Annotated in this window: 19 protein-coding genes; 10 read left to right on the top strand and 9 right to left on the bottom strand. The window is 60.0% G+C overall.

Annotated features, from left to right (window positions below):
* The first annotated feature begins 11 nt into the window (after positions 1-11).
* The 4 genes from OOT33_RS14000 to OOT33_RS13985 all read left to right on the top strand — a co-directional run bounded on the left by OOT33_RS14000 (position 12) and on the right by OOT33_RS13985 (position 7,240).
* A complete protein-coding gene (locus OOT33_RS14000) occupies positions 12-2,957 on the top strand; it encodes a TonB-dependent receptor domain-containing protein (RefSeq protein WP_307750638.1) in 2,946 nt (981 codons plus the stop codon).
* Positions 2,958-3,149: 192 nt separating this feature from the next.
* Entirely contained in the window at positions 3,150-4,643 is a 1,494-nt protein-coding gene (locus OOT33_RS13995; RefSeq protein ID WP_307750637.1) for a sulfatase-like hydrolase/transferase, read from the top strand.
* Between the two features lie 43 nt (positions 4,644-4,686).
* Entirely contained in the window at positions 4,687-6,186 is a 1,500-nt protein-coding gene (locus OOT33_RS13990; protein WP_307750636.1) for a sulfatase-like hydrolase/transferase, read from the top strand.
* Between the two features lie 97 nt (positions 6,187-6,283).
* The gene (locus tag OOT33_RS13985; RefSeq protein ID WP_307750635.1) at positions 6,284-7,240 is read left to right on the top strand and encodes a hypothetical protein; all 957 of its coding nucleotides are present in this window, start codon (positions 6,284-6,286) and stop codon (positions 7,238-7,240) included.
* A 29-nt stretch (positions 7,241-7,269) separates the two neighbouring features.
* Here OOT33_RS13985 and glk read toward each other — a convergent pair whose 3' ends face one another.
* The gene (gene glk, locus OOT33_RS13980; protein ID WP_307751007.1) at positions 7,270-8,235 is read right to left on the bottom strand and encodes a glucokinase; all 966 of its coding nucleotides are present in this window, start codon (positions 8,233-8,235) and stop codon (positions 7,270-7,272) included.
* 844 nt (positions 8,236-9,079) lie between these two features.
* A complete protein-coding gene (locus OOT33_RS13975) occupies positions 9,080-10,015 on the bottom strand; it encodes a helix-turn-helix domain-containing protein (protein ID WP_307750634.1) in 936 nt (311 codons plus the stop codon).
* Between the two features lie 112 nt (positions 10,016-10,127).
* Here OOT33_RS13975 and pobA point away from each other — a divergent pair, with 112 nt between their 5' ends.
* A complete protein-coding gene (pobA, locus tag OOT33_RS13970; RefSeq protein ID WP_307750633.1) occupies positions 10,128-11,297 on the top strand; it encodes a 4-hydroxybenzoate 3-monooxygenase in 1,170 nt (389 codons plus the stop codon).
* A 322-nt stretch (positions 11,298-11,619) separates the two neighbouring features.
* Here pobA and OOT33_RS13965 read toward each other — a convergent pair whose 3' ends face one another.
* Positions 11,620-13,383, bottom strand: coding sequence for a cation:proton antiporter (locus OOT33_RS13965; protein WP_307750632.1), 1,764 nt, complete (start codon positions 13,381-13,383; stop codon positions 11,620-11,622).
* Positions 13,384-13,770: 387 nt separating this feature from the next.
* Positions 13,771-15,036, bottom strand: a complete 1,266-nt coding sequence (locus OOT33_RS13960; RefSeq protein ID WP_307750631.1) for a DUF3422 family protein — start codon at positions 15,034-15,036, stop codon at positions 13,771-13,773.
* A gap of 179 nt (positions 15,037-15,215) precedes the next feature.
* Here OOT33_RS13960 and OOT33_RS13955 point away from each other — a divergent pair, with 179 nt between their 5' ends.
* The gene (locus tag OOT33_RS13955) at positions 15,216-15,827 is read left to right on the top strand and encodes a c-type cytochrome (RefSeq protein WP_307750630.1); all 612 of its coding nucleotides are present in this window, start codon (positions 15,216-15,218) and stop codon (positions 15,825-15,827) included.
* Here the strand turns inward: OOT33_RS13955 and OOT33_RS13950 are convergent.
* Entirely contained in the window at positions 15,799-16,359 is a 561-nt protein-coding gene (locus tag OOT33_RS13950; protein ID WP_307750629.1) for a rhodanese-like domain-containing protein, read from the bottom strand. The two genes, OOT33_RS13955 and OOT33_RS13950, sit on opposite strands and share 29 nt — an antisense overlap.
* 74 nt (positions 16,360-16,433) lie before the next feature.
* Between OOT33_RS13950 and OOT33_RS13945 the strand changes: the two genes are divergently transcribed.
* Both OOT33_RS13945 and OOT33_RS13940 read left to right on the top strand, forming a co-directional pair.
* On the top strand, positions 16,434-17,243 hold the full coding sequence (locus OOT33_RS13945) for a quinoprotein dehydrogenase-associated SoxYZ-like carrier (RefSeq protein ID WP_307750628.1): 810 nt from the start codon (positions 16,434-16,436) through the stop codon (positions 17,241-17,243).
* Positions 17,244-17,263: 20 nt separating this feature from the next.
* Positions 17,264-18,217 (top strand): quinoprotein relay system zinc metallohydrolase 1, encoded by a 954-nt coding sequence (locus OOT33_RS13940; RefSeq protein ID WP_307750626.1) that lies wholly within the window; start codon positions 17,264-17,266, stop codon positions 18,215-18,217.
* 7 nt (positions 18,218-18,224) lie between these two features.
* Here the strand turns inward: OOT33_RS13940 and OOT33_RS13935 are convergent, their stop codons facing one another.
* The 4 genes from OOT33_RS13935 to OOT33_RS13920 form a co-directional block, all read right to left on the bottom strand.
* Positions 18,225-20,510: a TonB-dependent receptor domain-containing protein gene (locus OOT33_RS13935; RefSeq protein WP_307751004.1), complete on the bottom strand. Its 2,286-nt coding sequence runs from the start codon at positions 20,508-20,510 to the stop codon at positions 18,225-18,227.
* A gap of 99 nt (positions 20,511-20,609) precedes the next feature.
* Positions 20,610-22,622: a TonB-dependent receptor domain-containing protein gene (locus OOT33_RS13930; RefSeq protein ID WP_307750625.1), complete on the bottom strand. Its 2,013-nt coding sequence runs from the start codon at positions 22,620-22,622 to the stop codon at positions 20,610-20,612.
* 87 nt (positions 22,623-22,709) lie between these two features.
* The gene (locus OOT33_RS13925) at positions 22,710-24,101 is read right to left on the bottom strand and encodes a porin (protein ID WP_307750624.1); all 1,392 of its coding nucleotides are present in this window, start codon (positions 24,099-24,101) and stop codon (positions 22,710-22,712) included.
* A 133-nt stretch (positions 24,102-24,234) separates the two neighbouring features.
* Entirely contained in the window at positions 24,235-25,200 is a 966-nt protein-coding gene (locus OOT33_RS13920; protein WP_307750623.1) for a PQQ-dependent catabolism-associated beta-propeller protein, read from the bottom strand.
* Between the two features lie 152 nt (positions 25,201-25,352).
* On the opposite strand from OOT33_RS13920, the gene pedF reads away from it, so the two are divergent.
* Together pedF and OOT33_RS13910 are read left to right on the top strand one after the other, a co-directional pair.
* A complete protein-coding gene (gene pedF, locus OOT33_RS13915; protein WP_307750622.1) occupies positions 25,353-25,793 on the top strand; it encodes a cytochrome c-550 PedF in 441 nt (146 codons plus the stop codon).
* The gene (locus OOT33_RS13910; protein ID WP_307750621.1) at positions 25,780-26,658 is read left to right on the top strand and encodes a transporter substrate-binding domain-containing protein; all 879 of its coding nucleotides are present in this window, start codon (positions 25,780-25,782) and stop codon (positions 26,656-26,658) included. Before pedF ends, OOT33_RS13910 begins: the two co-directional genes overlap by 14 nt.
* Positions 26,659-26,750 lie beyond the last annotated feature (92 nt).

The following is a 26,750-nucleotide window of genomic DNA, read 5'->3' as shown; positions in this document are numbered from 1 at the left end:
GGGAGGACGCTATGACTCAAAGGACTATCGGTCATCTCCGTACAGTTTTGTTAATTTCCGGCGCGATGATCTGCCATCCATTTGCGTCATACGCGCAGGAAAAGCCGGAGGACAGCGCCGCGACGGCGGAAGCGACATCTGAAGTAGGTGAAATCGTCGTCACCGGTTCCCGTCTGGCGCGCTCGGGTGTCGACATGCCTACGCCCGTTACGGTAATCGGGCAGGATGTCATCGCCCAGACCGGCGCCACGCAACTTTCCCAGGTTATCAACGATCTGCCGGTTGTGCGGGCGGATGTTAGCTCCACGACGGCCTTCGTCGGCGGGGGCGGCAATGGGCCGGGCAACAACCTGATAAACCTTCGCGGCCTGGGCGCGGTGCGAACCCTCGTTCTTGTCGATGGTTTCCGCTATCCTGCAACGACGTTCACAGGGCTGTTCAACACGGACCTGATACCCAGTTCGCTGGTATCGTCCCTTGATGTTGTAACCGGCGGTGCGTCTGCCGCCTACGGAAGCGACGCGGTTGCTGGTGTTGTCAACATCGTGCTCGATCACAATCTGAACGGAGTGCGCGGGTCCGCCCAATATGGTGTTACAGACGAAGGGGATGGCCAAGAACAGAAATACTCTGTCGGTATCGGTCATCGCTTCGCCGACGATCGCATCCATGTGATTGGTGGTCTGGACTATTCAGACAGAAGGGCAGTCGGCAACTGCTACACCCGCTCCTGGTGCGCCGAAGAATGGGGCGTGATGTCAAACGCAAATTCCGCTACCAATGGGCTTCCCGCGCTCATCATTTCTCCTGATGTGCGCTGGTCGCAAAACACGCCGGCCGGACTTATAGTCAGCTCGAAGCTCACGAATGCCTATGGTGGCCAGCAGGTTTCCGATGATGGTTTGACTTTGCTGCCCTTCACGTTCGGGCAGCTTTACGCACCCAATAACAACCAAATGATCGGCGGCAGCCGCCGGGGCATCAACCCTGCCGCGGGTGCGTTTGATTTGCTGGCTCCGCAGACAAAGCTGGCAACCTATTTCCGGGCCGAAGCGGACGTAGCCGATTCTCTGCAGCTCTGGGTCGATGCCTCCTATGGCGAGACGGAAACCACCGGCACTTTTGCCCAGTTGCGTTCGGGCAATCAGAACGCAGCCGGTACGGCGCGCTCGGGGCCGCTGAACACCGGCGCGATCACCCTGTCGATCAACAATCCGTTTCTGCCGAGTACTCTTGTACAACAGATGCAGGCCCAGAACATGACGACCGTGAACATCGGCAAGTCCGGTGACGGGCTGCGCGTCCCGATCGTCGACTATGACGTAAAAACCTATCGGATCGCCGGTGGCGTGAAAGGCAAGATCGGCAACTGGGACTGGGATGCAACCTATCTCCACGGGCAGAGCAAGATCGACAACGTCGCCAGAAACATCATCAACCAAACCAACTTCACCAACGCGGTCAATGCGGTCAACGGAACCGGCGCCAATGCCGGCAAGATCGTGTGCGCTATCAACCGGACCGCAACCGTCGATCCCGCTTGTCAGCCGCTTAACCTGTTCGGTGTCGGCACCGCCAGCACCGCTGCACTCAATTATGTCTATGGCACAGCAACTCAGAATTCCAAGGTGACGTTGGATGACGTCAGCTTCAACATCCGGGGCGTGCCGTTCAGCACCTGGGCAGGTGAAGTACCGATTGCCGTCGGCGCTGAATATCGGGTCGAAAAAATCGCCGCAGATGTCGATGCTGTCTCTCTGACGGGCGCTTTCGTTCAAAACTACAGCCCGCTGCACGGTCGTAGCAAAGTGCTGGAGGTTTACGGCGAGGTGAGCGTGCCGCTGTTGGCGAACGTTCCGCTGGCTGAATCCCTTGAGGTGAACGGCGCGGTTCGCCACGCCAGATATAAGCTGGCCAGCCCGGAAGCCCCCCTCGGCAACAGCGTCGGTCCTGCCCGCTCCAGCTTCAACGCGACGACCTGGAAGGCCGGAATCGTCTACAAGCCACTCGACTGGCTACGCTTTCGCGGTACAATCTCCCGCGATTTCCGGGCGCCAAATATCAACGAGCTCTTCGTTTTGCCAAACACTCAGAATAGCGCCATTCTGGATCCGCAGACCAATACGAGCACCCAGGTGGCTACGCAGACCAGCGGAAGTCCCTTCCTGAAACCTGAAATCGCGCACACCAAGACGGTGGGCTTCACGATCAAGCCGAATGGCGCTTTGCGAAACTTTCAGCTGTCGGTCGACTATTACAACATCAAGGTAACCGGCTATATTGCTGCGGTCGGCGGTCCGACGCTGGTCACGCAATGTTTCCAGGGAGTTCAAGCAGCGTGCGCGCTTGTTACGCGCGATGCGAACGGTGTGCTCACCTTCATTCGCAACCCCCAGGCTAACGCCAATGAACTGCAGGTTGCTGGTACTGATGTGGAAATCGGCTATCGCAATCAGATCGGCGGTATTGGCAATCTGGACATCAGGGTGTTGGCCACGGCCTATTCCAAGCTGAAATACGTAAATGGCGGTTCGGCTGTGAGCGGCAAATGCCAAAACGGCACCGTGACGCAACAGGCCTTCCCCAGCATGCCCTGTTACGAAATCAGCTCACGCGTTACACTGAAAACCGGGCCGGTCATCCTCGGCGCGCAGGTTCGCTATATTCCCAGAGGCAAGTTCGGCAACATCTATGTCGGCCCGCAGGATAAAGGCTACAGCCCGACGCTGAGTAACAGCATCAACAACAACCGCGTTCCGGCGATCACCTATGTCGACGTGAATGGCAGTTTCCGGGTGCTGGAACGCAACAAGTCTTATCTTGAGGTGTTCGGCTCGATCAAAAACGCCTTTGACAAGCGTCCACCCAACGCGCCGGCCAACAATATTGGTACCAACGCAAATCTTTATGACGTGGTGGGCAGGATTTTCCGTGTCGGTGCGCGGTTCGCGTACTGACCGGACCAGTTGGCGGCCGGGTTGCGGAAGCAATCCGGCACGTCGGGGATAGGCACCGATCGGTTCGTTCTATCCTAATCGGGTGATACTCGCGCGGATGAATGGTAGCAGTAGTTTAGATGATCCGGGAGGAAGCTTGAATGGCACGTCCTTTTTGTTCCATGTCTTTGCCATTCCCTTGGATCAGCTAGCATGAGAATTCGGCCCATCTTTATCACAGCGCTGCTGAGTGCCACGGCCGCAGCTTCTATTGGTGCAGCCACGCCCACGCAGTCTCCTAAATCCCCCCGGGTTGCGCCGCAACGGCACATTGTGGCGCAACCGACCGGGGCGCAACCGAATGTCATTGTCATATTGGTGGACGATCTAGGTTGGCCTGACGTCTCCACCTATGGCCGTGCGGAGGTGCCAACGCCCAACATTGACCGGCTCGCACGCACCGGCGTTGCATTTTCCAGCGGATATGTGACGGCGTCGGTATGCGCGGTCTCACGTGCCGGATTGTTGACCGGCCGTCGCCCCGCCGAAATCGGGTTTACATACAACATCACGGATCGGGGCAATGCGGACGCCGGTGCCGGCCTTCCGGTGGGGCAGGCAACCATGGCGGATCGACTGAGAGCTGTTGGCTATCGCACAGCGGCCTTCGGCAAATGGCATCAAGGGGCCGAACGGCAATTTTATCCAACCAATCGCGGTTTTGATGAGTTTTTCGGTTTCCTGTCAGGCGAGACGATTTACGTCGACCCAAAGACGCCAGGAATAGTAACCACTCCTACCAAGTCAGACCGTTATCCGATCGACAAGCGCGAAGGCAACGCCCAAATCGTGGAGGGACCAGAGGCGAAGGCAGTCGATAATTTCGACAAGTATCTGACAACGGAAATTACCGACCGGGCCGTCGACTACATCGGGAGGAACCATAAGACAGGACGCCCCTTTTTCGCTTACTTGGCCTATAATGCGCCCCATTGGCCGCTTCAGGTGCCACAGCGGTACTATGATCGCTTCAATAACATCAAGGACCCCGTCAGGCGAACCTACATTGCGATGATTTCCGCCTTGGATGACGGGGTTGGCCGCATTATCGATACGTTGGACGCGACCGGCCAGCGCGACAATACCCTGATCGTTTTCCTGTCAGACAACGGTTGCCCTGAACAGTTCGGGTTCTGCGCTACCGATCACCCCTGGTCCGCAGGCAAGTTCACGTATCTGGAAGGCGGAACCCGGGTGCCGTTTGTCGTATCCTGGCCAAAAGGAATCAAGGCGCGGGGTGTGATCGACACGCCCGTTACTTCGCTCGATATCCTGCCGACAGCACTGCGTGCAGCAGCGCCCGGCCGCCCTTTGCCGAAAGATCTGGATGGCGACGATCTGGTTGCCCTCCTCAAGGACGGTGGTAGGACGACGCGGACGCTGTTGTGGGGGCAGGAGCCTGTCTTCGCGGTGCGCCAGGGGCGCTACAAGCTCTGGCGGTCGAATGACTGGAACCAGACCTATCTTTACGATCTGACCACGGACCCGGGGGAACGCAAAGATCTGAGCGCAGCAAAACCCAAGGTGCGCGCCACTCTGGAAAAACACATGAATGAATGGCGCGGTACACTACCACCACCGCTCTGGCCGCTCCATCAGACCAGAAAGGTCATGATCAACGGCAGAGAGACCCAGTGGGTCTACTGATACAGTGTCGGGCGTACAATTGGCACCCGGCCAGGAGGGTTGAATGAGCTCGTTTTCCATTCGTAAGCGAGAGTTTCTACTGGGCGGCGCAACGACGGCGCTTGCGGGATTCCTTCCGGGCCGAACATTGGCCCAAGCCGCAGTATCGATAATACCACGCAAGCGGATGAATTTGCTGCTCATTACAGCCGACGATCTCGATTGGTCGCTTCCGGGGTTCATGGGCGGCAAACCCAACCTGATGCCCAATCTTGACGCGCTGGCGCGACGGTCTCACCGGTTCGTGGCTAACCGGACTGTCGCGCCGATCTGTATGCCTTCGCGCGAGGCGATGATGACCGGGCTGGTTCCGCATCGCAGTGGTGGCACTGGTTTCACACCAGTCAACCTGGGTACGCCGACGCTTGTCACCCTGTTGAAGGATCAGGGCTATTACACTGCAGCAATCCACAAGGTCGATCACATGCTGCCGCAGGAATGCTTCGCCTGGGATTACGTCCAGCAGAGCAAGGACCGCAGCACGCTCGTTCATGCCAACGGATTTCGCGTAGCATTGGAGGAAGCCAGAAACGGCAAAAAACCGTTCTTCATCAACTGCAACAGCAACGATCCACACCGCCCGTTCTACGGTAGTCCCCAAGCGGACAAGGTGGACCACAACCACACTGGCGCCTACAAGGTCGAGCGGGAGGTGCGTCCGGATGAGGTTGTTGTCCCGCCGACACTTGAGGACCTGCCGGACATTCGCCTCGAGCTTTCACAATATTGGAACAGTGCGCAGCGACTGGATATCGCAATCGGCAACATATTGCGCGCGTTGGATGAAAGCGGTGAGCGCGACAACACGATCGTGATGTTCTGTTCGGATCACGGTATGCCGCTGCCCTTTGCAAAGGCGACCTGCTACGATCATGGAAGCCGTGTACCTGTGCTTATTTCATGGCCGGGCATGGGCGAGCCCCGCGAGTTCACGGATCTGACGACGCATTGCGACATCTTGCCAACTCTTCTTGACCTTCTCGGCGTGCCCGCTCCGAGCGATTTGGACGGACAGTCCTGGCTTCCGCAGATCGAAGGGAAGGCAACGGAGAGACGTGAATTTGTTGTTACCTATGTCAACACCTTGTCGAGCGGTTTCTCCTATCCCATGCGGGCTATTCAGGATCAGCGCTACGCACTGGTCTTTTCCTCATGGGCAGACGGCAAGCTGAAGTTTCGCTCTGAAAGCATGTTTGGCTTGACCTTCAACGCCATGGTCGAAGCAGCCAAGACAGATCCGAAGATTGCCGCCCGGGTCGAGCAATACACTCTCGGCATCCCGATGGCATTTTATGACCTCAAGACCGACCCCGGGCAGCGACTCAATCTGGCGTCGGACAAACGCCATTCCGCCCGCATCAGGCGGATGACTGAAGCCTTGCTCCAGGAAATGGAGCGGACCAAGGATCCCGAGCTGGCGAACGTTAGGGCTATACTGGACGGCAAACCTACGGTGGTCCCCCAGGATCCAGAGCGGTATCGCCTAAGGGGCGGGGGTGACTGACACTGTGTCGTCACCCACGTCGACCATGCGCTCCATTCTCCTCTTGTCCGCCATGCTGAGTGTGACGTCGCCTTTCGCCACGTTGCAGGCGCAGACATTGCCGGCCATCGCGCGTTGCTACGACGTCGACCGGAATGGTCCCTTGGTCGAACTCCGGCCGGAGCGGGACCGATTGTCAGCCGTCATTGCGCCGGGACTGGGCGGGGCGCTGGTAGGCCTGAGCGTCAAAAGCAAAGGAATTTCGCGCGAGCTGCTTTACAGGGGCATGGACTTCTGCCCGCACCAAGGTTGGGATGGCAAAGCTCCGATCCTGTGGCCGGCTACGGGACGGAACTTCGACAAAGCGGTGCCGGGGGGCCAGGGTTGGTCTTGGCAGGGGCGTCCGTTGCCTATGCCTATTCATGGATTCGCCCGAGACATGGCCTGGCGTGTCGTGTCGCATTCTGCCAATCGCGATTCGGCCGCTGTCACATTGCGGCTTACGGACACAGCTTCGACGCTGGTGAGCTATCCTTTCGGTTTTGAATTCACGATCACCTATCAGGTAACGGGTAGCCTGTTGTTGATCAGGCACAAAATAGTGGCTTCCCCTCGGAACGAAACCGCGATGCCGTTTTCCATCGGCAACCATATTACGTTCCGTCAGCCACTGGCGGGCCAAGGCACAATGACGCTGACTACATCGGCTCGAAAGCGCATTTTGCTGGACCCATCCGGCAGACCGACCGGCATCGCAAGGCAGCCCAAGCTGGTCCGATACCCTGTTGCGGCACTGGGGCGGGAAAAGGCGCTTCCTCTCGCGGACTTTCCGCAGTCGCCATCTGTGCGCCTCGACGATTCAAGCGGATTGAAGGTGACGCTATCGCACTATGCCAGCGGGAACCCGACCGGCCAACCAGTGCTGTTCAATCTGTGGGGCAATGCCGAAGCGGGCTTCTTCAGCCCAGAACCATGGGTTGGCAGGCAAAACTCCCTGTCAGATCGCAAGGGGCTGATCATGCTGCCCCCGGGGCGAACGTTTACCTGGCTCATCAAGATACGCGTTGACGGGTAGGAGCGGCGAAGCGGCCTGGCGAATGGGCGTCAAAAACGGGTGCCGAACGCTGCGGCCGCGCCAAAAAGCCCGATATCATCATGTGCGGCGAAGCGGATGGGGATGCCGCGCATCAGATTTTCGTAGCGACCCTTCGCGATAAAGCGGGCGTGAAAGTTGCTGGTCAGAAGCAGCTCCTTCATCCGCGCGGTCAGGCCTCCGGCCAGCACGACAGCGCTGGGCCCATGTGCAAGGGCGAGGTCGCCCGCAACCGAACCATAACACATGCATAATCGATCGAGTGCCTGTCTCGCCAAGGGGTTGCTGCCATCCAAGGCCGCTGCCCATAAAGCGGCATCGTCCAGCATGTCGATGTTGGCCCGCGTGATAAGCGCCAGACCACGATAGATTGCGTTGAGCCCCGGTCCTGAAACCAGCCTTTCCGCGGAAACGCGTCCGTGCTCGGCGCGCAATTGCTCCAGCAATCGCGTCTCGATGGCATCTAGCGGGGCGAAATCCATGTGTCCGCCTTCTGCGGCGATCACGATAGGTCGACTCTGGGCAAAAGCGATGAGCGCAACGCCTAACCCGGTTCCCGGGCCGATCACTGTTACGGCGCCGTGGGCAGGAAGCGGGATATCCGGACCGAACAACAGCTCCATTTGGTGCATCGGCAGGCGCGAGATTGCGTGACCGACCGCCTCGAAGTCGTTGACAAGTGTCAGGTCGTCAACGCTCAGTTCTTGCGCGAGGGTCGCAGGCACGATCAGCCAATTGCTGTTGGTGAGCTTGATCCGTTCGCCTCTCACTGGCGCGGCGAACGCTATACTGGCTGCTGTGGGCAACGGCATGCCGTCATCAGCTGCGAACCGCCGCCAGCAATCGGGCAAGCTCGGAAAATCCGCAACCTTGTATTTATGCACCGGTCCGAGTTGTGGTGTATTAGCGGCGTCCAAAGACGCTCGGCAGAAACGCACATGCGTTCCGCCCACATCGACGGCAATAATGTCTCGCATCATATCAAAGTCAGGTCCATGGCAGCGTGTATGGGGACCCGGGAGCTGACATCGGCTCGATGCGGGAGGATGACTATCGCCCGCTGGTCGGTGCAGTGACCAAGCGGGCGATAGTCTCCAGTCCGTCTCGGGCGGGCGAGACGGTGGGTTGCGGTGTGCGTAAAATCTTGACCCGGGGCCGAATGGGTGTGGATGTAGGCTGCATTCCTATGCGCGCGACCTTTGTCGCCGGAATTGTCGAAACAGACTGATGTGGCGGCAATATGGCCTGACAGCTGCCGAACCGACGCAAGTGGATGCGAGGAGCGTAACGGTATGCGCTTTGCCCAAAAGCCCATCACGCCGAGACCGGCGAGAGTTGCACTTCGCGAGCCAGTCATGCGCGTGTTTCTTGCTCTCCGCTCACTTCCGCGCGCCATCTTGCAAGGCCCCCTCGAACTCATGTTCCCGTTCCTTCCGAACGGAGTATTACGCCGAAATGCCAAATTATGACATCGCTGTCAACGAGGTATTGAGGCCTGTCGATCTGGTTCCTGGCCTTGCCACTCACAGCCCTGACCTCAACCCGGTTGGAAGCGAAGCTGAATGGAGGCCGAAGGCCGCAGGGCAAATGGCCTTTTCCCAACTCAAGGCGCATCTGCGCTCCGCCAAAGCCCCGGCTCGCCGGCCGCCCAAGCGCGCATCCAGCCAGTCTTGCGGGGACTCGTCTACCAACATCCCGAGGGTGTCTCGATCGATGCGCCCGCCAACAAATATGCGGCTGTGATGATAGGGTCGCACCCTCCATCCAACGAGATAAGCGGGGGCCCACTCTGGGCGCTATCAGGGTAATTAGAGCCGTCTGCTAATTCTCCCCGCCGGTTACAGCGCTTCTTTCGTCTGACGACATCAAGGCACGATATCGGCGCGGCGGCTGGCCGATGTGGCGCGTGAAAAAGCGTGAAAAATAGGCGGGATCCTCAATCCCCACCGCATAGCCAATCTGGGCGACTGTCAGGTTTGAATAAAGCAGCAGCCGGCATGCTTCCAGCAACGCGCGATCGTCGAGCATTGCCGCCGGGCTGCGGCCCGCCACCTTGGCGCAGGCGACCCGCAGCACGGTGGGGCTGACGCCCAGCGCGACGGCATAGTCGCCCACGGGTTCGCGCAGGCGAAAGCGTGCGTCGATCCGCTCGCGCAGGCGTGCGACAAGGGTGGCGTGCTGGGCGGGGGGCGTGGGCGCTTCAGCAAGCGATCCCATCAGGCGCAGGCTGCATGTCATGATCGACAGTAGCTCGGTCTCGATCGCGGCGCGCTGGCCCGGCGCTTTCCAGCCTAGTTCACGGTCCATCTCGGCGATCGCGCGCTTGATCCTGGTATGATGTTCAGAAGACAAAAGGACGACGTGTGCAGTGGCGAAGAGGGGGGCAAGATCGGCATGGCGCGCCAGCAGATCGGCGAGATAGCTCACGGCAAGGGTTATGACGAACCCGCTCGACTCCGAAACCCAGCGGAAGCCATGGACAATGCCCGCCGGCACGAAGAGCAGGCAGGGCGCGTCGAAAAGCATATCATATCCCTCCGCACGCATCGCGCCGCCTCCTTCGGCGATCAGGATGATATGCGCCAGCTCGCGATGGACGTGCGGTTCGATCGTCCATTCACTGGGGCGTGACCGATCCTCGAGGCTTTCCACATGGACAAACCCTTTGTCCACGTCCCGCTGCGGTTCGCCATAGAGATAGAAGGCCGGAACCGGCAAGAATGAGGCGGGGGCGGGAGGAGAGGCGGCTGGTTTCATATCCGTTCAATTATCCAAGTAATCCGTTCGAGCCGCCATGTCCAACGCTGCGTAGGCCAAGCAGGATGACTCTAATTGAATTTTCCCGGTTCGAGTGGAGAGGAACAGACCCATGCGTACCCAAGTCGCCATCATCGGTGCCGGTCCTGCCGGCCTGCTTCTGGGCCACCTGTTGCGTGCGGAAGGTATCGAGGTAACTGTAGTCGAGCGTGCTACGGCGGAATATGTACTGGGGCGCATCCGGGCCGGCGTGCTTGAGACGACGCTGACCGACCTGCTCCACCAGCTTTGCATCGACCAGCGCCTCAATGCCGAGGGACAGCTGCATGATGGGTTCAACCTGGCGGATGGGGAACGGCTGATCCGTATCGATGTCGCTGCGCTGACCGGTCGTAACGTGACTGTCTACGGTCAGACCGAGGTGACGCGCGACCTGATGGACGCGGCTGAGGAGCGCGGGCTACAGGTCTTCTACGGCGCGGCAGATGTAGCGTTGCACGATATCGAGAGTGACGCGCCCTATGTAACCTTCACGAAGGACGGCGTTGAACACCGGATTGATGCACGCTTTATCGCAGGTTGCGACGGGTTCCATGGCCCGTCGCGCCAGGCGATGCCCGCGAGCGTGGCGCGGCCGTTTGAGAAGGTCTATCCGTTCGGCTGGCTCGGCATTCTCGCCGATGTGCCGCCCTGCAATCATGAGCTGATCTACGCCAACCACGCCAACGGCTTTGCGCTGGCTTCTATGCGCTCCCATGTGCGTAGCCGCTATTATATCCAGGTGCCGCTCGACGAGAAGATCGAGGACTGGCCAGATGATCGCCTGTGGGACGAGCTGGCCGTGCGCCTCGGGCCCGATGCGGCGGCACACATCACGCGCGGCCCTGCGATCGAGAAGTCGATCGCGCCCTTGCGCTCCTTCGTATTCGAGCCGATGCGCCATGGCAGCCTGTTCCTTGCTGGGGACAGCGCACACATTGTGCCGCCAACGGGCGCGAAAGGGCTCAATCTCGCCGCTTCGGACGTGGCCTATCTGACCAACGCGCTGGTCGCTTTCTTCAGAAAGAATGACAATGATGCGATCGCGGGATATTCGGACAAGGCGCTGAACCGCGTCTGGAAGTCCGAACGCTTCTCCTGGCAGCTCACCACGCTCATGCATCGGTTCCCGGGTCAGACGCCGTTTGACCGACGAATGCAGCTCGCTGATCTGGACTATATCGCCTCATCGGTCGCGGCGCAGACCGCGATCGCGGAGAATTACGTCGGACTGCCACTCTAGGGCGGATCGACATTCAGCCCTGACGGCCTGCAAATGCCGGTCCCCCGCGCTTCCGGTGCTCACGTACCTTAAGTACGCTGCGCTCCGGGTCACGGAAAACCGACATTTTGTCCTGCGGTCGTCTACGACTCCGGCACGTCATCATCTGAATGTCGATCCGCCCTAGTGACCCGAATCTGAAGTCCGCCACATTATCTGGATGGCGCAGAGCGGACTTCAGATTCAAAAAGGTCACTAGCAACTCTTGATTCTAGTGGGGTTTAAGGATTTGAAATTCGTTCTGCTCTCGCCCCATTATGTAACGAATTTCAAATCCACCCCACTAGGCGCTCGCCGAATCAGTCCTCTTCGGTTGCACCAGGATACGGTCGCGAGCTGCACGAAAATCGCCCGTTTCGACCTGCTTGTGCAGCCGCTCGCGGTCACGCGCGCGATACATGTCTTCCGCCCGGTCAATGGCTTCCTCGCTCACAGCCACTGCATCCAACGCCATACGCGCCATCTTGATCGCAGATTCCATGACTTCACGGACCATATAATTCGCGGGAGTAGCCTGCAGCTTGATCACGGCCCTGCGGTCATAGGCGCGGATGTAAATTGCCGCGTTAGGAAAGGCTTCATGGATGCTCTCCACAAACTCGGCCGATAACTGATCGCCATCGATGCAGAACAGGATCAACTCGGCTTCATCCGCCCCTGCCTGCCGCAACAGCTCGATCCGAGTGCCGTCTCCAAAATAGACCTTAGCGCCGAAGCTGTCCGCCACGTCGATCATTTCGATGTCATTGTCTATGAGGGTGACGGGAATGTCGCTGGCGATCAGCATCTGTGCGACCGTCTGGCCGAAGCGGCCATAGCCCACAATGATCGCGTTCGCACCGTCTACGCTGGGCCCATCGCGCGCTTCGTCTGGTTTTGCCGGTACAGAGCGCAGATTGCGCGTAGCCGCCATCAGAAATGGGGTTGTCGCCATCGATAGCGTCACGACAGCCCCGAACAGGCTTACGCTCTCCGGCGCGATCAGTAAGGCAGACTGCGCCTGGGCAAACAATACAAAGCCGAATTCACCGCCCTGGCTGAGCAGCAGGCCAAGCGCCAGCCCACTGCGCCAGGGCATTTTTGCCAAACGGGCGATAGCGAAGATCACCAGTGTCTTCACGGCGATAAGCAGGAAGGCCATGCCGATGACGAATAGCGGCCGCGCGGCGATCACGCCAAGATCGAGCATCATGCCGACAGTGAGGAAAAACAGGCCGAGCAGGATCGATCTAAAAGGCTCTACATCTGCTTCCAGTTCATGCCGGTAAGGCGAGTCCGCCAACATCACGCCGGCAACGAATGCCCCCAGCGCCGTCGAGAGCCCCAAAAGCTCCATCAAAGCGGCGGAACCGATGACGGTAAACAGCGCCGCCACCACGAACATCTCGCGTTCACCCAGATTGCCAATCAGGCGGAACAGCGGACGGATAACGAAACGACCGGCGGCGATCAGCCCGGCTATGGCCAGCACTGTATAGATAGCGAGCTGCCACCCCGGTGTTCCTGCGGTGTCCGCAGGATTGCGGCTCAATGCTGCTATTATCGTGATCAGGGGAATGATCGAGAGATCCTGGAACAACAGGATCGCAAAAGCTCGCTCGCCAAAGGGTGTGCGCAGCCGACCGGACGAACGCAGCATCGGCAAGACCTGAGCAGTCGAGGACAACGCCAGTGGTAAACCAAGTGCAACCGCTGCACCAGCGGAATACCCGACAAGGGCTATCACAGCGGATACCGCCAGCCCGCATGCTATGACCTGCACCAGACCAATACCCAGGATTTCCTGCTTCATCCGCCAGAGCCGCGAGGGATTCAACTCAAGGCCTACTATGAACAACAGGAGAGTGATGCCCAGCTCGGCGACACCCATTTTGGCGTGGGCGTCACCAACAAGTCCCAGCACTCTTGGACCCACAACAATACCTGCGATCAGGTAACCCAGCGTTGCGCCCAGGCCCAGGCGGCGAAACAGAAGAACGAAGCCCAGCGCGAATCCGAGCAGAAGGACAGCTTCACCCAGCAAAGACGGCTCGGATGCTGCATGCATGGTACAAGGCTCTCCGGATGATGAAGGCGTGGATGTCGGAACCACACTTGGGCGTTATAGATCCATGTACCATAAAGCCATCATTGTTTGAATGCACCGTCCGCAAACTCGCTGATACAATATAATAAGGGTCTGATATCCAACGTAATCGAGATGGACGAAGGGCAGGGCAAGATGCACTCCCGGCGAAGTTGGCGTTCGGCTTGTCAGCATTTGTTGAAGTGGAGCTCTTCTGCTTTGCCTGCATCTTCGGTGATGGGTTAGACGGGGTACGGCAGAATGACGTTGTCGCGTCATTGAGCGGTTCAACCGACTCCGCGCGAACCGCCGCCATGGCGAAATGGACAGCCGAACGTCAAAATCAAACTTGCAGGCTCTGCAGATGGTTCAGTCTGATTGGTCGACGAAGCGATGCTTTACCATCTTCACCGACAGCCAGATGATGAGAAGAACGATAGGCACCAGCGCTGCGGTGACATGGGTCTTGGTTTCTTCCGACAGGCTGGTCAGGCCATGGAGAATATAGTGCAGAAGGCCGACCGCATAATAGCTGAGGGCGAGGATCGAGAAATTCTCGATCAACTCCTGCAGGCGAAGTTGCCGTCTGGTGCTGCTTTCCATCGAGCGGAGCAACCGGGCGTTCTGGTTTTCGATGCGGGTTTCGACCCTGGTGCGCAGAAGCGAGGTAATTTGACCTGCCCTGGCGGACAAGGTCTTAACTCTGCTGGTTAGAGCCGCGCATGTCCTGACCGCGGGGCGGAATCTTCTCTGGGTGAAGTCCACCAGTGACGCGTGGCCTTCAATCGAGCTCGACGCCAGCTCGTCCAGACGCTCCTCTACCAAAGTCGCGTAGGCAGCGGTTGCGCTCATGCGAAAGTTCGTTGCGGTTGCGACCGCAGTCAGCCTGCCCTGTATTTCGCTGATCTCCATTAACAGGCTGTCGTCGGTCCGGTCTGGGTCTGAGAGGTGGCTCGATATCTCCTGCAGCCGTGTTTCGATCTCGTTGAGCTTGGGCCAGTTCTCCTGCGCTATCGGCAGCCCCAAGAGCGCGCGGTTGCGATAATTGCCCAGTTCCTGCAGCCGTTGCAGCGACCGGGACAGGTCTCGTGGATCAGCTCCGTTCGCCGCGATAACGAGCGAACCATAGCCGTCGGCGTGGATCCTGAAATCGGACCACAGCCGTGCGCGGTTCGCGATCATGCATGATACCAGTTCGTCAGATCCAATCCCGACCGCGCTCACGGCCCTTTCCGCGTCCTCGTCATTGTCGGCGACCCAGATCCGAGTTGCGCGAACGACGCGTCCCGGGAAGTGTTCACCCCAATGCACCAGCTTTTTCCACTGCGGCCCGAGCGCCTGATCGATGAAGAAGTCCATCCGCGCGTTTGGAATGAACAGTGTCAGGCTGCTGCCTTCGCTTTGCCGCTCCCACGCGAACATGATGCCGTCCTGCAACATGCCCTCCAGAAATGAGGGGCGCAAAGAGGTGTCGGCCTTGCCGGAGTGCTGATGGAGGTGCAGAGCTTCTTCGTCCCGTTCCTCTGGCAATACGGATCGAACCCACTGAATAACAAGGCTTGGAGGTTGGACTACCGGCCATTTCCGCAGATGCATTTCGGTCACCACCCGGCGGCGAAGTTCATGCTCGATCATGCAGGCATCCCCTATATCCTGCCCCCAAAGAGAGGGCCGCAACCGCCGTGTCAGCCCAACAGGCAATTATGGAAATAGACTGAAGCACCTATTGGCGCTCGCCCCTATCGGCCAATGGTATAATGTCGCCGATCAACGGGATTGGGCATAAACTTCCCAGTAAAGATCGGGAGGATGCCGTGAAAACCACAATGAATTTATGGGCTTTGAGTCTGTCCGTGCTCGCCGTCGCCTGCTCAGGTTCCGAGAAGGCGCAGCCGCCGCAAGGCAGCGAAAGCTCGTCCGAAGGGCAGGTTCCCGCTGTCAATGTATCGAATCTCGACGCGGGGGATGCAGCGAGCAATGCCGCCGCGCCAGCCAAAGCCGCGCCCGAGGAAGCGACCAAGAAGGAGGAAAAGGCCGCTGCCGAGAGCAAGGACGCCACAAAGCCTGCAACAGCCATCGCGGCAGCTGCCCCCGCTCCGGTGGCCCCGGAACCGCCCAAGGCGGAGGTGGCGCCACCGTCCACCTTCGCGCGTTGCGCGGTCTGCCACGATGCGAGCAAGGGTGGCGAAGACAAGCTCGGTCCAAATCTCTATGGCGTCTTCGGCATGAAAGCCGCCAAGCATCGCCCCGGCTTCAACTATTCCGCCGCACTGAAGAATTCCGGCCTGGTGTGGAATGAGGCCAATCTCGACAAATGGCTGACCAAGCCGATGGAGATGGTCCCTGGCACTACGATGAGCTTCCCTGGACTCAAAGACCCAGCGAAGCGCCAGGAACTTATCGATTATCTGAAATCGCTGAAATAATCTGCGGGCGGACGGGGGCGAGGGGCATGCCCGCCTCTCGCCATCCGTCGACACCCTCCGCCAGCCACCAGACATTGCTGTAACCGGAAGACGCGAGGCGGCGCGCGGCGTTCCAGCTCAGCCAGCAGTCCGCCTTGCAGAATAGGACGATCATCTTGCCTTTCTGCCCTCGCGTCAGGCTGGCAATGCCCCTCGCGAACCAGAAGGTGATTGCCGTCTGGGGTTCGCCTGCCCCTGCGCCCGGAAACCAGAATGCACCCGGAATAGAGCTGTGGGGCTCGGCCAGCCGCCATCGGCCAGTCTTCGGATCAGCTGCGCCACCTTCTGCCGGCAGCACATCAATGAAGATCGCTTCCCGTGATCGCCAGATGTCGGCCGCCGCCGGCACGGCGATTCGAGCGGTTCCATCCGGCGCGCGGCTGACGGGCGAACGAACATGCGCAGTGCGATATCCTGCTGCGTTGAAGTCACCATCGGCGTTCCCGGCCAGCAGGAACAGCATGGCAGCGAGCGTGGTTGCGCGAGCGGGCATGGAACGGCATCCTTCCAAAGTTCTATGTTAGCGCCAAAGCAAAGAGGCTAAAAACTGGACTTTGGGAGAATAGGATGAGGACGCTTTCGGGCTTGGCACTATTTGCCGCGAGCTTGGCGGGTTCCGCATCCGCGCGCGATTTTCCCGCTGACCCGCTCAACTCTCCGATGTGGGATTATCGCGCGACGCGACTCTTTGGCGCAGATCCGGTTCGGTTTGACCCGAGGGTAAAGATCATCGTGCCGGTCATCGCTGAAGATCAGCACCGCTTCCCGGTCGCGGTGGACGCGCGCGGCATAGAGGGTGTCCGACGTATCCTGATTTTCGCGGATCTCAACCCGATACCGCTAGCGGTGGATTATCGGCCCGTCGGAGCCCAACCCTATATCGAAACGCGCATTAAGCTCGATCAGCGCACACCGGTGCGCGGTGCTGTGCAGATCGCCAGCGGCGAGTGGCTGGTCTCCGGCATATGGGTCGATGCCGCAGGAGGAGGGTGCTCAGCCCCGCCGTTGAGCAGGGTCAGGGGCGACTGGGCCGATCGTCTGGGCGAAATGCGCGGCGGAGCCTGGTCGATTCAGGGAAAATCCGATGCCGCCCGGCTGAGAGTTTCCTTCCGACATCCGATGGACACAGGTCTCGTCGAAAACACCGCTTCTTATTACATCGACCATCTGTCCGTGCGAAACGCCCGAGGCATGGAGCTGGCCACGCTGGAGATGCAGGCTGCCATATCCGAAGATCCATCGATCACGGTGCTGCCCAATGCCTCAGCGGGTGAGCGGCTGATCCTTGCGGGGAGAGATACGGGGGGACGGACCTATGCGGCGATTGTTACGGTAGAGAGCGGGGCAATCATTCCCCCCGGTGGTGGCAGTCAGTGACTCTCGCCACTAGACGAACCATGCTTGGCGCGCTCGCGCTTGCGCCTGTTGCGGCAGCTATTCCAGCTTATGGGCAAAAACCCTTCATCTATGCGCTCAAGCCTGAGCGCATCGCGGATCAGATTTGGGTGGTGCGCGGCGACGATGCCCCGATCGCGATGGCGAACGGAGGCGCAATCGCCAACATCGGCATCATCGGCACCGCCGAGGGCGCGGTGCTGTTCGATAGCGGTCCTTCCCTGCGCTATGGAGACGCTTTGCAATCGCTGGCGACGGAGCTTACCGGCAAGCAGGTCGTGCGTGTGTATGTCAGCCATCTGCACCCGGATCATGGCTTTGGTCTTGGCGCATTTCCCGCTTCTGTCACAACCGCACTGCCGGAAACGATCCGTGAAATTGAGCGCGACAGCCCCGGGTTTTCGGATGGCATGTATCGCCTGCTCGGAGACTGGATGCGGGGCACGGAGGTCAAGACGCCGGCCCAGCCCCTCACGCCGGGGGTCGAGGTTATCGGCGGGCGCCGTCTACGCACTATCGCGTTGTCCGGCCATAGCGGCGCGGATCTCTGCGTTGTGGATGACACGAGCGGCGTCTTGTTCCCGGGCGATCTTGTCTTTCACAATCGCGCTCCGGCGACGCCGGAGGCCGATTTCAGCAAATGGCGTGCCAGCCTAGATGCACTGATTGGCCTGTCTCCAGTGATCACGGTGCCCGGCCATGGCCCGGTGGACAGCACAGGAACGGCCGCGATCCGCCAGACGCGCGACTGGTTGGAGTGGTTGGAAACCAGCATCGGGGATGCAATCTTGCGCGGGCTGGACATGGTCGAGGCCGGCAACATGCCGATACCGGACCGCTTCGCCGGAATGGCGGCCGCGCGCTATGAGCTACAGCGCAGCATCAGCCATTTCTATCCCCGCATGGAAGCCGCGCTGCTGCCTCGCATCGATGTGAGCGAGAGCGCGACGCAATAAACTTCGCTCAGAACACCGCCTTCATGCCGAGACGCCAGCGACGCGGCGCGCCGGGGCCATAAGCGCGCGGGTCGCTCGCATTGGGTGCCTCGTCGAGTGGCACCTCGCCCACATCCATGAAAGTGCCGAACGTCGCATAATGCTTGTCGAACAGGTTGTGCACTTCTCCGAACAATGTGAGGCCTGGAAGGATATCGAACCCTCCTCGCACATTGACCACCGCATAGCCCGGCGTGCGCCCAATGAGATTGGCCTCGTCACCGACATAATATTGGCCTGACCTTAGCTGAACATCGCCACCGATAGTCCAGCCCCGGCCTTGATAGTCGGCCGAAAGCGTTGCGCTGTGGCGCGGTATGCCGGGGATGTGGTTGCCACGGCTCACTGCTATCTCGCCATTTGCATCAGCGGCAGGATTCGCTGGGCTGGATACCGTGAAAGGGCTGCGGAAGCGGGCATCGGTGAACGCATAGCCCGCCCGGACCGCAAGCGCGCTCCGGCTGATGTCCATCGTCAGCTCAAAGCCCTGCCTCCGGGAGGTTCCGACGTTGCGGAAATAGCCTCTGCCCCGGATTGAGGAGGCGATGAAATGGATGTCGTTGCTGCTGGTGGTGCGATAGCCGGACAGCAGCCAATGCAGTTTCCAGCCGCCTGTGGTGATCCCTGCCGAAGCGCCCAGTTCCCAGTTTTTGGCGACAACCTGCTTGAGTGGGGGGTCGGCGACGAAGAAATTGGCGAGGCTGCACGGGGCGCCCTCATCGGCGCAGGAGAGTTCGGCCGGCGTGGGCGCACGGTTGCTTTCGGCATAGCCAGCGCGCAGCGTCAGGGCGTTGGAGATTTCATAATCCAGTTCGATGCCGGGGTTTAACCGCTTGAAATGATGCTTGCCGTTGAGGGCTGTGCCGATCCGGTCCCGCAGGCGTATCCGCGCATCATTGTACCGCAGGCCGATTTCTGCTGACAGCCGCTGGGAGATGGGCAGCGTTTCAGAGAGGAACAGGCCGGTATAACGCGTGGTTGCCTTCAGCGAGACCGGCGCTATGGACCCGCTCGGCTGAATGATGAAGGGCCCCAGCGCATTCACCGCCCGGTCGTCATCGATGAAGCCGAGCTCTGCAGAGCTGGCAAAACCCGTGCGGCTGCGGTCATGGCTGAGGCCGATGGCGAGATGGTTCTCGCCCCCCAGCAATGGCCGCTCGTCAATAAGCTGTACCAAAATTCCCGCGCTGCGTGTGCGGGCCGTGCCACGGTTGAGGACGCCGTAAAGCTCATCGCCCGTATCCGTGATCGGCGCCCCGGCACTATCGGTGAGCAACTCCTCGGGTTCGCCGTCTATCTGGCTTTCCAGGCAAAGCATGCCCGCATTCAGCGGATCTTCGCACGCCTCAATGTCGGCCGCGTCGCCATTGACTGTCCGCTGCCGAAGGTGCTGCGCATAGATGCTTGCCTCGATGTGGCTTTGCTCGGACAATTCTACCCATGGGTGCACGCTCGCGCGCCAATAGCGGCTGCGCGCTCGGTCCGGCACAGTGAATACCGCGTTCCAGTCCGCGGCGAGCAGCTCTACGGGTGCAACGCCATTGCCGCGCAGATCGGTGTCCGCGCCCACGAGCTTGATATGGACGCCTACCTGTTCGCCATCGAACCCGAAATCGGCATAACCGTTATAGAGGGTGGACTTGCTCTCATAGCGCCAGCCGCCGTCATGCCGCAGGCTGCCCGCCAGGAATGTGCTCCACTGTCCGGAGGCCCAACCTGCACTGCCCTCTATGTCATAGGCGTCGTAGCGCCCGCCCGCAGCGCCCAGCATGACGCCGGGCGCAGAATGCCCAGTCTTGGTTTCGATCGCGATCGCGCCGCCCAATGCGTTGAGGCCATAGACCGCGCTGCTATCGAAAAGATGCATCTTTTCCACTGCCGCATCGGGCAGAAGATCGAATGGGACGGTGTCGCCGAATGGCTGGTTAAAACGCCCGCCATCGAGATAGACCGCAAGTCCCTGTGCCTGACCCTGAAGCGGGGAGGCGACGAAGCCGCGATACACAAGGTTCGGCTGCCAGGGATTGCCCTGCGAGTCCTGAAGGGTGATCCCGGCGATCGAGCGCGTGAGGCTCGCTAGCAGGTCGGGCTGCCCGGTCTTCGAGATTGCTTGCGTGTCGATTTCCAATGCGTCGTCACGATCCGCGCCGCCACCCGGGGCGGTTACGATGATGGTGTCGATCTCGTCAGCGCTTGCCTTCTGCAGCGTGGCTGTTGCACCCAGAACCAGTCCAATGGGCGTAGCGCACAGCATGAAGCCTTTCACCGCTCCCTCCCTCTTTTGCTCTGTTTGAGGCAAAGCCTAAAGGCACAGGGTGGGGAGTAATATTGGACCTTAGGCCAGTGCCGTCGGTCAATGCGCGAATCGAATGCCGATCCAGAAAGTCTGGGGCGTACCGAGGTCGATGGAGCCTCCGGCATTGCGGGTGTACACTGCCTTGTCGAACAGATTTTCCACCCGTCCGACCAAGGAGGCGTGATGGCCCAGCGGTACACTTGCCGTGGCGTCCACCGTGAGAGCGTGGGGCAATGCGTCGGTCTGCAAATCGTCCTCATATTGCCTGCCGACGTAGCGCAGCGTAGTGGACAGTGACGGGCCGCCATTGGGCGCCCAAGCGAGCGTGCCGCTGGCGCTGTGACGCGGCGTTTGTGCCGGGCGGAGATGATCGAACAACTGTCCCGGCGCTTTGACCGTGCTGTCAGTATAGGCATAGCTGGCCGACAGGGTGAAATCCTGGAGCTTCGCGCTTGCGTTGAGCTCAATACCTTTGGCTACGATCGAATCGACGTTTTGGCGTTTGCGGGTGGTTGCGTTGATCGTCGCGTTGGCGATGGCGTTGCCCAGCCGATTATAGAATACGGTCGCGGAGAATGTGAGGCCCACAGCGGGCTGCAAGTCGAACCCTGCCTCCACGCCTTTGAGTTTCTCGGGCTTGAGCCCCGGATTGGCCTGCGTGGCGATCGGGAAAACAACGAACGAACGATACAGTTCATTCAACGTGGGCAGGCGGAAGCCGGTATAGGCGGCGGCGCGCAGGGCCATGCCATCATTCACCTGCAGGAGCGCGCCAGCGCGCCCCGACACCTGCCAATCAGAACGGCTCGCGCAGGCAGTAGCGGCGGCGCAGGGATTGACCGGGGCAACCCCTGAGAGAACAGTCACATGGTAGAAACCATCGCTGATCTTCCAGTGATCCGCGCGCACGCCTCCGGTCAGCACCAGCGAACCAAGAGTCCAGTCATCTTCCGCAAACAGGCCCAATGTAGTCTGCCTCGCGCCAGCATGCCGCAAATTGGTGCGCGGGTTGGTGGCGAGTGTGGCGTTGTATGCATCCTCGAACATATCACCAGTGCTAATGCGCAGATCCGAGCCGAGCCGCAGCACATGTGCATCGTTTAGCGGTGGGCGCAGCTCGATTTTGCCTCCGACGCCGGTGGATGGTGTCTTGCGCTGATCGAGAGATTTGCGAAAGGGTGGGTTGGACGAAATAACTACATTCCCGAAATCCCGCGCCTGGACATAAGCGAGCGCATCGATCTTCCACGCGCCGCGACCGATAAGGCGGATGCTGGCGTCCTCGCCTTCGCTGAAGCTGTCCGCCCCGGCGAAGCGCAAAGTGCGGTTGTCGCGAAATACCGTGGCTCGCGCCTGAATTTCCAGGTCGGAGCCGAGGGGTGCTACTGCGCGTATCGAGGTGGACCAGCTTTCATAGCGTGCCGGCACACTGGCGCTGACCCGCTGGCTCTTGGGCGTGGTCCAGAACCCGTCGCCACGATCCCATCGCCCTGAAACGGACAGGAACCCCGCCCCAAGATCGGGAGAGAATGCTGCCGAAAGCTCGCTCGAATCCCGGCTCCCGTAAAAAGCACCTGCGGATAGCAGGGGAAGATCGGCGCGGGTGGCGCTGCCCAATTCTATGGTTCCGGCAACCGCCCCGGCACCAAAAGCGCCGACGCCGCCACCGCGCGTCACACGGATCAAGGACAGCCGCTCAGGGACCAGCGCGTTGAAGGGAATATATCCGAAAAAGGGATCGGCTACCGGAACGCCGTCGAGCAGCACGAGCGTACGGCTGGAGGCATTGCCGCCCAGAGCCCGCAAAGTCGCACCCTGGGCCGACGGATTGGCCGAGCGGCTATCCGAACGCCGGAACTGCTGAAACCCCGCAACGTCGGTGAGGACATTTTCGATCCTGCCCGAGGCGCTGTCCGTCAAACGGCTGCGATCAATCGTGACCGAGCCATAAGCGGGCGTTCCCGGCGGGAGCGGCAGGACGCTGCCCAGCACCACGATCGTGTCATTTTCCTGTGCGGCGGCAGGTAGCGCGAAGCCGAGCGCGGCCAGAGTCAGCAGATGTTTTTTCATGGGAACAGCCGTCTAGGCGCAAAACAAAAGGTTGGGAAGACCGATCAGCCAATGGAGGCTGACCGGTCCTTCCTGCTCAGCTCAGGGTCAGAAGAACAATATGGCGCCTGCGGCGATCGCGTCCGACTCAGCCTTGTTGCCATTGTGTGCCTTCGCGCTGCTGCTGACATACTCGCCGATCAGCGTGACCCAGTTGTTCAGGCCATAGCGGAGCTGACCCACCCAGCTGCTGTTCTTGTCAACCAGCGCGGGGTTGGCGAGAGCGTCGGCCGCATTGGCATAATCCAGCCTGCTCTCACCATAGCTGCCGCCGACCGAAAACTTGCCGAAGGTTGCCATTGCCTGACCATAAAAGCCGTGGCTGTCGCGCTTGCCGCCCGCGCCATCGGAATCGAACAGGTTGAGCACCGTGGTCCCGAGCCCGCTGCCGTCGTAATAATAGCCGGTGAGGGTGAGGGGCCCAACGCCGATCTTGGCACCCGCATCAAAGCCGCTGCCGGTATAGCTGGTGCCCGGCGCAACGCCGTCATGCTTCTGGGTGATGCCCGAAAGCCATAGGCGCGTGCTGACGCCGCCGAGTTTTCCATCATAGGTGACTTTCGCCTGAAAGCCGGGGCTGCTGTTGTTCTCGGCGGGGCCAGTGAGCGAGCTGAGTGGCTGGAACACACCGACTGAGAGCTGCGCACCGCCAAAGTTAGGCGAAGTATAGGTGATCTGCGGCTGGAAATCGGTGTAGATATAGCCGACCCCGATGCGGCCCAGCGTCGTATTGCCCGGTGCGACATTGCCGCCCGGCGTGCCCGAGGACAGCAGGGTGATGTCGTTCAGGATACCTTCTGAGCCAAACAGGCCGATGTCGCGGCCGATCTTAAACTCGCCGAGCTTGGTCTTGCCGAAAGTCAGATAGGTCTGGCGGAAGTCGATACCAGCGGTGGCAAGAGCCGTCGGCTGCCCACCGTTGTTGGCCCCAAGAGCGCCCCACGCCGTGCTGTTGATGCCGGGATACATGCCGAAATGCGCGCCGACATCCCATCCGCCCTGTGTTGTCGTCACGTCGACCTTGAGGAAGCCGGGCAGCAGCCCGTTGCGAACGGCGGAACTGTTCTTGGTGCCTACGCTCGCCACACCGCCGACCACGGCCGTGTTGGCCCCGGGGGTGTCCGGATTGTCATGCACATAGAAGCCATTAACCGATCCGGAAAATTTGAGCGCGACGTCGCCGATTTGAAGGCCCACGCCGCTGTCGGTCATCTTGACCAGATGCTTGTCATCCAGCGCACCTTGCGCTTGTTGCATCGCAGGGGCGGGGGCCTGGGCCTGCTCCTCGCGCATCAGTTCGTTATATTCTTCGTCTGTCAGTATTCCCTTTTCGTGGAGCCGTTTAAGCAGACCCTCGGAAGTGCCGGCAAAAGCCGGAGCGGCGGATAGCGCCATAGTGGCGGCGATTGCTGAACTGAGCAGCAAACGTGCTGATTTCATTGCATCCTCCCTTATGCAGAATTCGGCCCGTTTCGGGCTCGGGGAAGAATGCGACCTGCTTTACCTGAGGGAAATTAGACTAAGGTTCTTGTACCAATGGCCGAAAATTGGCGAGGTGACGACTGCGCAACGTTCACGGAGTGACGGCAATTCCCCATGGACCTGCACCTATTCCGATGGTTTGCGTCACTTTTTCCGTAGCGAGATCAACCACGCTCACATTGTCCGAAAGTCCATTAGCCGTATAGACACGCTGGCCGTCTGCCGAGATCGCCAGGTGCCAGACGCGCCTGCCGACAGGCACGTAACCCCGCACCTTGCGGGTTGCGACATCGACCAGGGCGATGTGATCTGAACGGCCCAGCGCAACAACTGCCGTCTTGCCATCCGGCGTGAAAGCGATGCCACAAGGCAGTATTTTGTAAGCCGGAACGCCTTCGATCGAGAAACTGAGCGTCTGGACCACCGCCTTAGATGCTGATTCGACGATCTGCACCGTTCCACCTATCTCCGCAGCGACCCACAACTCCTTGCCATCCCTTGTGAACTCCACATGGCGCGGCCGCATGTCTGTCTCGGTGGTGGCTACCTCGGTCCGGCTCGATAGATCAATCCACGACAGGCGATTGTCTTCCTCAGATGTGACGACCACCATCCTGCCGTCAGGGCTTTGCGTCACGCCCTCCGGCTCTCCACCTACCGCAACCTGGAAAGCCACCGTGCCCGAGGCCAGATCGATTGCGGTCAGTGCCGCGTCATTTTCATTGGCTACGAACAGAGTTGCGCCATCGCGCGATAGAAAGAACTGTTCGGGGTCTTCCCCGGAAGGCAGCTCCTTGAGTATCTGTCCGGTCGCTCGGTCAATGATCTTCACACTATGCTCGTTGCTGACGCAGACATAGATGTAGCGGCCATCACGAGAGAGCGTGATGCCGCGGGGACGGGCTCCGACCGGCCACTGCGCGATTTCAACCCCCCGGTCCAGATCGACGACGGATATGTTGTTGCCACGCTCGTTCGATATATAGGCCGTTGCTGCATGCGCTGCTGCGACCGGGATTACGGCGCAAGTGCAGAGTGATGCGAAAAATTTTTTCATGACAGCGTCGTATACCCTGCGCGGTCTGCCATAGTCATTAGACCAATGGCCTATAGGAATAGCACGCCCGGGCAATCATTATTGATGGGGACAGGGATAAACGATCAGCGCGGCGCCGGCTGTCGGCCATGCCTGAAATCGGGATGTGCAGGATGAGGAACTTTTCAAAGGTAACGTTTGTTGTGGCTGCGGCCGCGTTTTCACTGTCGCTCGGGACCCGCCTGTCTGCTCATGGCGATGTTACGCCGCAGCCGGTCGATACGACAGCGCTTCCTGACATCCAGCCCAACAACGATACGTGGCTTGAGCACAACCCTTATCGCGGCAACGCCAAGGCCATAGAGATCGGGCAGTCGGCCTATGCCCAGAACTGTGCGCGGTGCCATGGCCTCGGTGCTGTCTCCGGCGGCATAGCTCCAGATCTTCGCTATCTTGAACTGGGTGATGAGGGGGACACATGGTATCTGGAGCGCTACCGCCATGGCTCGGTGCGGGATGGCAAAGTCTATATGCCACCGATGGCAGAGGCGCTCGGCCAGAAGGCCGGTTGGGCCATTCGCTCCTGGCTAGAGACGGTGCATGCGGACGACTGATCGTCGTGCTTTCCTCCTTGGTCTGAGCGGTGCTGCGCTCGGCGGTGCCCTTGGCGTCTGGCCCGGCGCACTCTCAGCCGCCCCGCTCGACAAGGTCAGGCAAACTGGTGTGCTCCGCGTGGCCGTCTACAAGGACAACAAGCCCTGGTCCTGGGAAGAAGGCGGCCAACTTCGCGGCATAGACTCGGATATCGCGCGCGCACTGGCTGAAGCGCTCGGAGTGCGGCCTGATCTGGCTGAACTGATGGCTGATGAGAGCGTGGAGGATGACCTGCGCAACGGCGTCTGGAAAGGCGGATTGCTCGGTTTTCAGCCTGCCGATGTGATGATGCATATTCCGTTCGATCGCACCTTTGCGGCACGAAACGATCAGGTTGCGATTGTTGCGCCCTATTATCGCGAGAAGTTCACCCTTGCCTGCGCATCGGGCAGCGGCATCGATTGCGAAGCCGTGCCGCGCGAATTTCGCGGTCGCAGGCTGGCCGTTGAACTGGACAGCATTCCCGACAACTATTTCCTTAGCGTCTTTGGTGGCCTGCTGGCCAAGGATGTCGTCCATTATCTGAGCGGCAGCGCGGCTGTGCAAGCCATGACCGAGGGGAAGGCGGATCTGGCTCTGACCACCGCAGCGCAAATGGAAAATGGCTTGAGTGAGGTCGGCGCTGAGCGTTTCGTTATCCGCAAGTCCGCATTGCCGCTGATGATGTCGCCTGGCTGGGACATAGGCCTGGCGGTGAAAGAAAACAGTCGCAGCCTTGGCGATGCTCTTGAGGACAGCCTCGGCAGGATGGCCAGCAGCGGCCGGTTGGCGGAGATTTGCAGCCGTTACGGAGTGCACTGGGTCGCGCCGCTCGCGGGTGGATGACCCGACCTAAGGTCCAATTGCCCACAAGAGGCAGGCGCATAAGTTTCGATTTGAGCCGATGCCGCTCAGGGGGCCGGCGAACAGGTTTTCAG

Origin of the sequence: Sphingobium sp. DEHP117 (assembly GCF_030867385.1) — a bacterium.
GTDB lineage: Bacteria > Pseudomonadota > Alphaproteobacteria > Sphingomonadales > Sphingomonadaceae > Sphingobium.
This window is presented reverse-complemented; position numbering and strand designations above follow the sequence as displayed.

Coding starts and splice junctions, on each gene's coding strand:
- OOT33_RS13965 (WP_307750632.1), bottom strand. CDS start 13,383: ATGCATGCAGCATCCGAGCCGTCTTTGCTGGGTGAAGCTGTCCTTCTG.
- OOT33_RS13930 (WP_307750625.1), bottom strand. CDS start 22,622: ATGAAAAAACATCTGCTGACTCTGGCCGCGCTCGGCTTCGCGCTACCT.
- OOT33_RS13960 (WP_307750631.1), bottom strand. CDS start 15,036: ATGATCGAGCATGAACTTCGCCGCCGGGTGGTGACCGAAATGCATCTG.
- OOT33_RS13910 (WP_307750621.1), top strand. CDS start 25,780: ATGCGGACGACTGATCGTCGTGCTTTCCTCCTTGGTCTGAGCGGTGCT.
- OOT33_RS13995 (WP_307750637.1), top strand. CDS start 3,150: ATGAGAATTCGGCCCATCTTTATCACAGCGCTGCTGAGTGCCACGGCC.
- OOT33_RS14000 (WP_307750638.1), top strand. CDS start 12: ATGACTCAAAGGACTATCGGTCATCTCCGTACAGTTTTGTTAATTTCC.
- OOT33_RS13950 (WP_307750629.1), bottom strand. CDS start 16,359: ATGCCCGCTCGCGCAACCACGCTCGCTGCCATGCTGTTCCTGCTGGCC.
- OOT33_RS13935 (WP_307751004.1), bottom strand. CDS start 20,510: ATGCTGTGCGCTACGCCCATTGGACTGGTTCTGGGTGCAACAGCCACG.
- pedF (WP_307750622.1), top strand. CDS start 25,353: ATGAGGAACTTTTCAAAGGTAACGTTTGTTGTGGCTGCGGCCGCGTTT.
- OOT33_RS13920 (WP_307750623.1), bottom strand. CDS start 25,200: ATGAAAAAATTTTTCGCATCACTCTGCACTTGCGCCGTAATCCCGGTC.
- pobA (WP_307750633.1), top strand. CDS start 10,128: ATGCGTACCCAAGTCGCCATCATCGGTGCCGGTCCTGCCGGCCTGCTT.
- OOT33_RS13925 (WP_307750624.1), bottom strand. CDS start 24,101: ATGAAATCAGCACGTTTGCTGCTCAGTTCAGCAATCGCCGCCACTATG.
- OOT33_RS13975 (WP_307750634.1), bottom strand. CDS start 10,015: ATGAAACCAGCCGCCTCTCCTCCCGCCCCCGCCTCATTCTTGCCGGTT.
- OOT33_RS13990 (WP_307750636.1), top strand. CDS start 4,687: ATGAGCTCGTTTTCCATTCGTAAGCGAGAGTTTCTACTGGGCGGCGCA.
- OOT33_RS13945 (WP_307750628.1), top strand. CDS start 16,434: ATGAGGACGCTTTCGGGCTTGGCACTATTTGCCGCGAGCTTGGCGGGT.
- glk (WP_307751007.1), bottom strand. CDS start 8,235: ATGCGAGACATTATTGCCGTCGATGTGGGCGGAACGCATGTGCGTTTC.
- OOT33_RS13940 (WP_307750626.1), top strand. CDS start 17,264: ATGCTTGGCGCGCTCGCGCTTGCGCCTGTTGCGGCAGCTATTCCAGCT.